The organism is Desulfonatronospira sp. (assembly GCA_003563255.1).
Classification (GTDB): domain Bacteria; phylum Desulfobacterota; class Desulfovibrionia; order Desulfovibrionales; family Desulfonatronovibrionaceae; genus Desulfonatronospira.
Window position 1 is genome coordinate 1 of record PWSL01000314.1, and the last position, 8,529, is coordinate 8,529.

An 8,529-nucleotide genomic window follows, 5' to 3' on the forward strand; every position below is an offset into this window, starting at 1 on the left:
ACAGTAAGGAGGGTATTTTTTGAAAACCGGGCAACGGTTTTCAAAAAGGCTGCCTTTTCATTTGCCGTCTTCCCGGCAAATGAAAAACCAAAACCCTTTGTGCTTTCTTCCTTTGTGTCCTTTGCGCCTTCGTGGTTCAAACTTTCTTGTTTTTTGACAGGGTTTCAGGAGTAAGCCACTAAAGCGACACTTTTTTTAAGCTGGAAGGGGACTGGCTCTTTTGCCGCCGGATAGTCTGCCTATTTTACGGTTTGAAATCGGCAAAAGTGCCTGTCCCCGGTGGCCGAGGCGATAGCGGGTCCCGGGGTGCCTGTCCTCTGCTTTCCCTTATGGTAACGTGGATATTGTAATAACAACAGGAGCCCCGAAAAAACACCAATGAGTTTTCTGGGCAAGAGGAAATAAATGTTTGGAATTGTCAAAAAGCTATTCGGCAGTAAAAACGAGAGATACCTTAAAAAATTAAGGCCTATGGTGGACCACATCAACTCCCTGGAGGAGGAGATCAGTTCACTTAACGACGAACAGCTGCAGTCCAGGATACTGGCCTGGAAGGAAGAGGTGTCGGCGGGAGCCTCCCTGGACGACCTTCTGCCGCATGTATTCGCAGTGGTGCGGGAGGCCTCCCTGCGGGTCCTGGGCATGCGTCACTTTGACGTGCAGCTCATTGGCGGCATCGCCCTGCACCAGGGGCGTATTTCCGAGATGAAGACCGGTGAAGGCAAAACCCTGGTGGCTACTATGCCGGTGGTGCTGAATGCCCTTGCCGGCAAAGGCTCCCACATTGTCACTGTCAATGACTACCTGGCCCGGCGCGACGCGCAGTGGATGGGACAGCTCTATAACTTTCTGGGCCTTGAAGTGGGCGTGGTGGTACACGGAATGACCGACGAGGAGCGCAGGCAGGCCTACGCAGCAGATATCACCTACGGGACCAACAACGAGTTCGGGTTCGACTACCTTCGGGACCATATGAAGTTTTACGCCCACCAACTGGTACAGCGCGAACTGCGATTCGCCATTGTGGACGAAGTTGACTGTATCCTCATAGACGAGGCCCGCACCCCCCTTATTATTTCCGGACCAGCGGATGTGGCGGTGGACTTGTACGCCAGGATGAATTCCATGGTACCCAGGCTCAAAAAGGACGAAGACTTCAACGTGGATGAAAAGGCTAAGACCGTTACCCTCACCGATGAAGGAGTGCATAAAGTGGAGAAAATTCTGGGCATCGAAAACCTGTATGACCCGGAAAACATAACCTACCAGCACCATATCCTGCAGGCCCTGAAGGCGCACCAGCTTTTTGCCAAAGACTCGGAGTACATCGTCAAGGACGGCCGGGTCATTATAGTGGACGAATTCACCGGTAGACTCATGCCCGGACGGCGTTTCGGGGACGGACTGCATCAGGCTCTGGAAGCCAAGGAAGGGGTTAAGGTGGAGGCAGAAAACCAGACCCTGGCCTCCATTACTTTTCAGAACTATTTCCGGCTCTACGACAAACTGGCCGGCATGACGGGCACGGCAGACACAGAGGCTGTGGAGTTCAAGGAGATTTACAATCTGGATGTGGTGGTAATTCCCACACACAAGACCATGGTCCGCAAGGATCTGGCGGACGTGGTCTACAAGACCCAGCAGGAGAAGTTCAAGGCCATAGCGGACGATCTGCAGGAACTGCACTCCAGTGGACAGCCGGTACTGGTAGGCACCACTTCCATTGAGAAGTCCGAACACCTGTCCAGTCTTTTGAAGAAAAGAGAAGTCCCTCACGAGGTCTTAAACGCCAAGCACCACGAGCGCGAGGCCGAGATAGTGGCTCTGGCCGGTGAAATGGGTCGGGTGACCCTGGCCACCAACATGGCCGGCAGGGGTACGGATATCGTGTTGGGAGAGGGAGTTCGTGAACTGGGAGGTTTGCACATCCTGGGCACAGAGCGTCACGAAAGCCGGCGCATAGACAATCAGCTCCGGGGCAGGGCCGGGCGTCAGGGCGATCCGGGATCATCCAGGTTTTACCTGGCCCTGGACGATACTCTCCTGCGGCTGTTCGGCTCGGAGCGTATCACCGGCATGATGGACAAGCTGGGCATGGAAGACGGACAGCCCATAGAAAACAAGATGATCTCCAAAGCCATTGAAAACGCCCAGACCAAGGTGGAGGCGCACAATTTTAATATCCGCAAGCAATTGCTGGATTTTGACGATGTCATGAACCAGCAGAGGACTGTTATCTACAACCAGCGTCGGGAGTTGATGCATGCTGAAAACCTGGAGGAATATGTCCTGGACATGATCCAGGATGTCCTGGACGAAGTCTACTCCCCGGTGGGGGAAGGATCTCCGGAAAACATGGAAGAGGAAGAAGAACGTTCCATGCTCATGGGACGCCTGGAGGAGGTTTTCAATATCAAGCGCCTGCTCCCGGATGTGGAGTTTCCGGAAAGGGAAAAAACCCACAACGCCATCCTGGCCCACCTGGATCAGCTCAAGGTGGATGCCGGGGAGCAGTACGAGGAAGTGCTGCGGTTTTTCCTGCTGGAAAGCCTGGACCGCAACTGGAAAGAGCACCTTTTGCAGATGGACCACCTCAAGCAGGGCATAGGGCTTCGGGGCTACGGCCAGCGCGACCCCAAAAGGGAATACAAGCGCGAAGGCTTTGAGCTTTTCGAGGACCTGCTTTTCAGAATCAGGGAAAACGTGGTCCGGGCACTGTGCCGCCTGAGAATCCGCAAAAAGGAAGAAGTGGAAGGATTCAGGCACAAGGAGCAGTCAGACCTGCGTTATGGAGCACCCCCAAAGGGCGAGGAGGTAAAAGAGGTTAAAAGAGAACCTCAGCGTAGAGCCGAGCCCAAGGTGGGCCGCAACGACCCCTGCCCCTGTGGAAGCGGCAAAAAATATAAAAAGTGCTGCGGATGAGGCCTGGAGCATGGGGAAAAAGAATGATGAATGAGGCCGAAATTGAATGATATTTACGTGAGGATCAAGAGATATGCATGATTTGCCCCAGGGTTTTGATCTGGCCGCGGCCCAGGCCGGGTTCAGGTACAGGGACCGCCCGGATCTGGCCCTGGTATTCAGCCGGGTCCCGGCCAGGGCGGCCGGGGTGTTCACCACAAATACCTTCCAGGCCGCCCCGGTACAGGTGGCCAGGGCAAACCTGGAGGGCAGCGATCTTATCCAGGCCTTGCTGGTAAACGCCGGGCAGGCTAATGCCTGTACCGGGGTTGATGGCCTGGCCGACTGCCGTAAAAGCATCGAGATGCTGGCCGGCCTTCTGGATATTTCTGCAGGCAGTATTTTGCCTGCATCCACCGGTGTCATCGGTGTGAGGATGCCCATGTCCTGCTGGGAGATAAGCCTGCCCGGACTGGTTGAAAACCTTGGCAAGTGCACCGGGGAGCAGGCGGCAACGGCCATTATGACCACGGATACGTTTCCCAAGACCGCTTCCCGTGAAATCGAGCTGGAAGGCGGCAGGGTACGTTTCTGGGGCATGACCAAGGGTGCGGGGATGATCTGCCCGGACATGGCCACCATGCTGGCCTTTGTCCTGACTGATACAGAGATAAACGGCCCTGAGTGGCAGGCAATGCTCCGGCAGGCTGCGGAGCAGAGCTTCAACGCCATCACCGTGGACGGGGACACCAGTACCAACGACTGTGTCCTGGCCCTGGCCAACGGAGCATCCGCTGTCGGCTGCCGGACCCGTGATGACTGGAACATGGCCGGAAAAGCCCTGTATGAGGTCTGCAGGGAACTGGCCTACCAGATTGTCAAGGACGCCGAGGGCGGCACCAAGGTCATGCATATCCGGGTCACCGGGGCGGCGAACAGCCTGGATGCACGCAAGGCTGCCAGGGCGGTGGGCAACTCCAGCCTGGTAAAGACCGCCATGTTCGGGACGGACCCCAACTGGGGCCGCATAGTGGCCGCCCTGGGTCGAAGCGGGGCCGGGTTTGACCCGGCAAATGTCAGGCTAAGCCTGGCAGGCCGGGAAATATTTTGCAATGGCGGTCCGGTGGACATGGATGTAGACGAGGTGTTCGCCCCCCTGCTGAAATCCAGGGATATCCGGGTGGATATTGATCTGGGAAGCGGGGATGGAGAATATTTTCTCATGGCCTCGGATCTAACTCCCGAATACATCCGGATAAACTCGGATTACCGCAGCTGAAAATCTAATGCGCAAGCATGCCGTCTTGCGGTTGCAGCACTGAAAAGTCTGGGGCCTGCCTGTCGGGTGCAAGTGTGCGCGCAACATAAAGAGCAACATATGACCACAAAACTCAACCTGCCCCGGGTGGCTGATTTTCTGCACGAAGTGGGGATGCTTAAGAGAACCCCGCGAACCGGCTACCAGTTTCTGGGCACGGGATCGGAAAACGTGGCCGAACACAGTTTCCGTACCGCCATTATCGGTTACATACTGGCCGGCATGGCCGGGGCCGACCGGGAAAAGACGGTATACATGTGCCTTTTTCACGATATCCACGAAACCAGAGTGGGGGACATGAACTATGTCAACCGCCTGTACAATAAAACCAATGACCGCACAGCCCTGGAGGATGCCCTGCAGGGCACCGGGCTGGAAGATGAGGTTATACCCCTGCACGATGAACTGGAAGCCAACTACACCCTGGAAGCAGGCCTGGCCGAGGACGCGGACCAGTTGGATCTCATCCTGAATCTCAAGGAGCAGGAAGACCTGGGCAACAAGTACGCAACCAGGTGGCTGGAATACGCCTGGGAGCGGGTCAAGACGGAATACGGTCGCAAACTGGCCGGGGCCATTTTTGAAAGCGATCACACCGCCTGGTGGTTTGAAAGCCAGGACAGTCGCTGGTGGATTGAGCGCAAGCACAAGAAGTGAATTATGTCTAAAAGCAGCAGCGGCATAAAGATTATCGCGGTCAACCGCAAGGTACGCCATTATTTTGAAATATTTGAAACCCTGGAGGCGGGCATTGCCCTTACAGGCTCCGAGGTAAAATCCCTGCGGGCGGGTAAAGTGAGCTTCAAGGAAGGCTTTGTGCGTTTTCACCAGGGTGAGGCCTACCTGGTGGATGTACATATCGCGCCTTATGAGCATGCCGGCTATGCCCAGCATGACCCGGTGCGGCCACGCAGACTTCTTTTACATAAAAATGAGATCAAGCGTTTCATGGGCAAGGTGGAGCAAAAGGGTCTGACGGTCATCCCCACCCGCATGTACTTCAAGCAGGGCAAGGCCAAGGTGGAAATCGCCCTGGCCCGGGGCCTGAGGCTGCATGACCGCCGGGAAACCCTGAAGCAAAAGGCCGTGGAGCGTGATACCGCCAGGGAAATGGCTAAATACAGGTAAACCTGAGGCATGGGGGAGAGGAGCATGTGGGGGACAGGATGTCGCTTAAAAAATCGCAAATTAAATCCCTGGGTAGAATACTGCCACAGGATTGCCTTCTTCTGACCCCTCCGGAAAAACTCATATATGGTACAGACGCAGGACGGCGGTTCGCCATGCCCTGGGCCGTGGTTCTCCCGAAGACGGTGCAGCAGGTCAGGATGGTCATGCACTGGGCCCTGCAGGAGCGGGTTCCGGTTATCCCCAGGGCCAGGGGGACCAATGTGGTCTCGGCCTGTGTGCCGCATACAGGCGGTATTGTCCTGTCGTGTCTGAGGCTGAACCGCATAGTATCCATCAGCAACCGGGATTTTACAGCCTGTGTCCAGCCAGGGGTCATTACCTATGAACTGCAGGAGGCTGCCAGAGTCCGGGGGCTGTTTTACCCCCCGGACCCGGCAAGCGTGCGCGTGTGCAGCATTGGGGGCAACATCGCCACCAATGCCGGCGGAATGCGGGCCGTAAAATACGGAGTTACCCGGGATTATGTCCTTGGCCTGGAGGTGGTCCTGCCCGGGGGAGAGCTTTTAATGACCGGGGCGCGGGTGCACAAGAATGTGGTGGGACTGGATCTGACCTCCTTGATGGTGGGCTCGGAAGGCTGTCTGGGGGTGGTGGTGGGGGCCTGGATCAAGCTTTTGCCCCTCCCGCAGTATGCAGCAACCATGCTGGCCTGCTTTGAAAACGAAGAGCATGCCCTTGAAAGCGTGGATAATATTTTCGGGGCCGGGCTTTTGCCCGCAGCCCTGGAGTTTTTGCCCCGGGAGGTACTGGAGTGCCTTTCAGGCTATGCCGACATGCCCTGGCCGCATAATGCCGGGGCTGCCCTGGTGATACAGTGCGACGGTTTGGAGGGCAGTGTAAAGCAGGAGATGGCGGCGCTTCGACAAAGCCTTGCAAACCCTGTTTACAGCGATGAGGCGGAGCATAAAGAGCAGGAGCGTATCTGGGAACTGCGCAGGCTGATCAATCCGGCCTCTTTCAGGCTGGGCACTGGAAAGGCCAGCGACGACGTAAGCGTACCCAGGGGAAGCCTTTTGCAGGCCATCCGGGGCATTCGCCGCATTGCCGGGGACAACTCCCTGCAGGTGCTTGTTTTCGGACACGTGGGCGACGGCAACCTGCATGTCAATTTCATGTATGATGACTCCCTGCAGGGTATTGAACTACATATCAGAAGTGCCAGGGAAGAACTTATGGATCTGGTGCTTGGACTGGGGGGCAGCATTTCCGGGGAGCATGGGGTGGGCCTCAGTAAAAAACCTTTTTCAGGCAGGCAGCCGGGTGCCCTGGCCCTGGAGTACATGCGCGGCATCAAAAGAGTCTTTGACCCGGAAAATATTCTTAACCCAGGCAAGCTATAGTTTTTAGTAGTTTCGCTGGGGTGATAAAAAATAACAGATAACAGGGTTGCGGGCATAGCCCGCTTTGAACGTACTCATTTCAAAATATACACCCCGGTTTTTTCTGACCTGCCCTGCAGGATCAGTTCGCCATTGTAGACCATGCTTTGTGGTAGATCCGGGATGCCCCTGGCTGCCGATTCGCTTATGGCCAGCCTGGTATCCATTACCCTGGTTGCGGATTCCAGCCGGGCGGCGGTGTTGACTACGTCGCCTATGACTGTATACTCCATGCGCTCCTGGGAGCCTATGTTGCCTGCCAGGACCCGTCCGGAATGGATGCCGATGCTGTTTTCCAGCTTAAGGTCCGGGCCCAGGGCGATGTTGAGCTCGTCACAGGCCTTGAGCATCTGCATCCCGGCCTTCAGAGCCTGCCCCGAAGCATATTCAGAGGGCTGGGGATGGCCGAATACAGCCATGATTTTATCCCCCACAAACTTGTCCACCATGCCGTCATGCTTTTCCACCGCCTTTACCATGAGCGAGAAATAGCTGTTTAAAAGCTCCACCAGCTTCTGGGGGGAAGTCTTTTCGCTTATGCCTGTAAAACCCCGCAGGTCGCAGAACAACACGCTGGCCTCGGCTATTTCGCCCCCCAGGGATATCTCCTGTTTCATGAACTTTTTAATGACATCCTGGTGCATTATTTTGCCGAGGCTGGTCTGCAAAAGCTTTTTTTCTCTGAGCTGGCTCAACATGCTGTTGAAATGCTCAGAGAGTTCTCCGAGTTCGTCCCGGCCTCGTTTCGGCACTTTTGTTTCCAGGTCACCGGAGCTTATGCGGTTGAAACCCTCGTGCAGGTCTTTTATGGGCCTGGTGATATGCCTGGCCAGAATCACTGTAAACATCACCGCCAGAAGAGCCGCCACCACCAGGGAGATTTTGCCGGCCTGACTGATGGCATTCAGCCTGCTGTGCATATGCTCCGCTGACATGTCTATTCCCAGCAGGCCTACAGGGTCGCCCATGGAGTCCAGGACAGGGGCATACCCGGAGATGGTCCAGCCCCATTGATCCTCGTAAATGCGGTTATCCACGCTTGGACCATCAAACCCGTCCAGCAGGGTCTGGGGCGCATCCGGGTAGTGCGCACCCACAGGCTCAGGCATAGCCTCCGGCGGCAGCTGCAGATCTGGATCATCGTAGCCTCTGGGAGGGGAATCCACAACAAAGAACACCTCCCCGTCAATCAGCCGCATGGTGTAGGCATACCTGAAATCAGGACTCGTCTGGCTGATTTGATACAGGATATCCTGAATTCGCCGGTACCCATCCGAGTGCATATCTTCAGGTTCGGTGAGGCTATTAATAATATCGCCCGGAATAAGCCCGGAAAAAGATTTGGCAGCCGTCAACAGCTGGCTTTGAATGGACCGGGTCATGGCTGATTGAGACTGGTAATAGAAATATGAACCTGCAGCCCCGGATACTGTGAAAGCGATGGCGAACATGAAAATAAAAATCTTCAGGCTGAAGCGCATGGTTATCCCTCCTGTGCAGGACTAAATTTAGTTTTTACGCTTCATTAGCTTGAACCCCGGCAAGAAGCAACAAAGTTTTATGTGGACAGGAGCAACTTTTTTGCTTGGGATGCGGGTTATAGTGACTTACTCCTGAACCCCTGTCACAAAAAACAAGAAAAATTTGAGCCATGACGGGGGTTCAGCACTTGGCACTGGGACTGTTTCATTTTTGGACACTAAGCTCAGGTGCTCCCCCGCCGCGCAAGCGGCTGATGCC

The 8,529-nt window shown here is 55.5% G+C and carries 6 protein-coding genes; 5 read left to right on the plus strand and 1 reads right to left on the minus strand.

What is annotated here, in order from left to right; translation table 11 throughout:
* The first annotated feature begins 405 nt into the window (after positions 1-405).
* From secA to QZP87_RS09210, 5 genes are all read left to right on the plus strand, one after another.
* Positions 406-2,922: a preprotein translocase subunit SecA gene (gene secA, locus QZP87_RS09190; RefSeq protein ID WP_291322621.1), complete on the plus strand. Its 2,517-nt coding sequence runs from the start codon at positions 406-408 to the stop codon at positions 2,920-2,922.
* Between the two features lie 73 nt (positions 2,923-2,995).
* Entirely contained in the window at positions 2,996-4,180 is a 1,185-nt protein-coding gene (gene argJ / locus QZP87_RS09195; RefSeq protein ID WP_291322622.1) for a bifunctional glutamate N-acetyltransferase/amino-acid acetyltransferase ArgJ, read from the plus strand.
* Between the two features lie 99 nt (positions 4,181-4,279).
* Entirely contained in the window at positions 4,280-4,876 is a 597-nt protein-coding gene (locus QZP87_RS09200; RefSeq protein WP_291322623.1) for an HD domain-containing protein, read from the plus strand.
* 3 nt (positions 4,877-4,879) lie between these two features.
* Positions 4,880-5,347: an SsrA-binding protein SmpB gene (gene smpB / locus QZP87_RS09205; RefSeq protein ID WP_291322624.1), complete on the plus strand. Its 468-nt coding sequence runs from the start codon at positions 4,880-4,882 to the stop codon at positions 5,345-5,347.
* A 38-nt stretch (positions 5,348-5,385) separates the two neighbouring features.
* The gene (locus QZP87_RS09210; protein ID WP_291322625.1) at positions 5,386-6,750 is read left to right on the plus strand and encodes an FAD-linked oxidase C-terminal domain-containing protein; all 1,365 of its coding nucleotides are present in this window, start codon (positions 5,386-5,388) and stop codon (positions 6,748-6,750) included.
* Between the two features lie 74 nt (positions 6,751-6,824).
* Here the strand turns inward: QZP87_RS09210 and QZP87_RS09215 are convergent, their stop codons facing one another.
* Positions 6,825-8,270 carry an adenylate/guanylate cyclase domain-containing protein gene (locus QZP87_RS09215; RefSeq protein WP_291322626.1) on the minus strand — a complete coding sequence of 482 codons (1,446 nt, stop codon included), beginning with the start codon at positions 8,268-8,270 and terminating at the stop codon, positions 6,825-6,827.
* Positions 8,271-8,529: the final 259 nt, after the last annotated feature.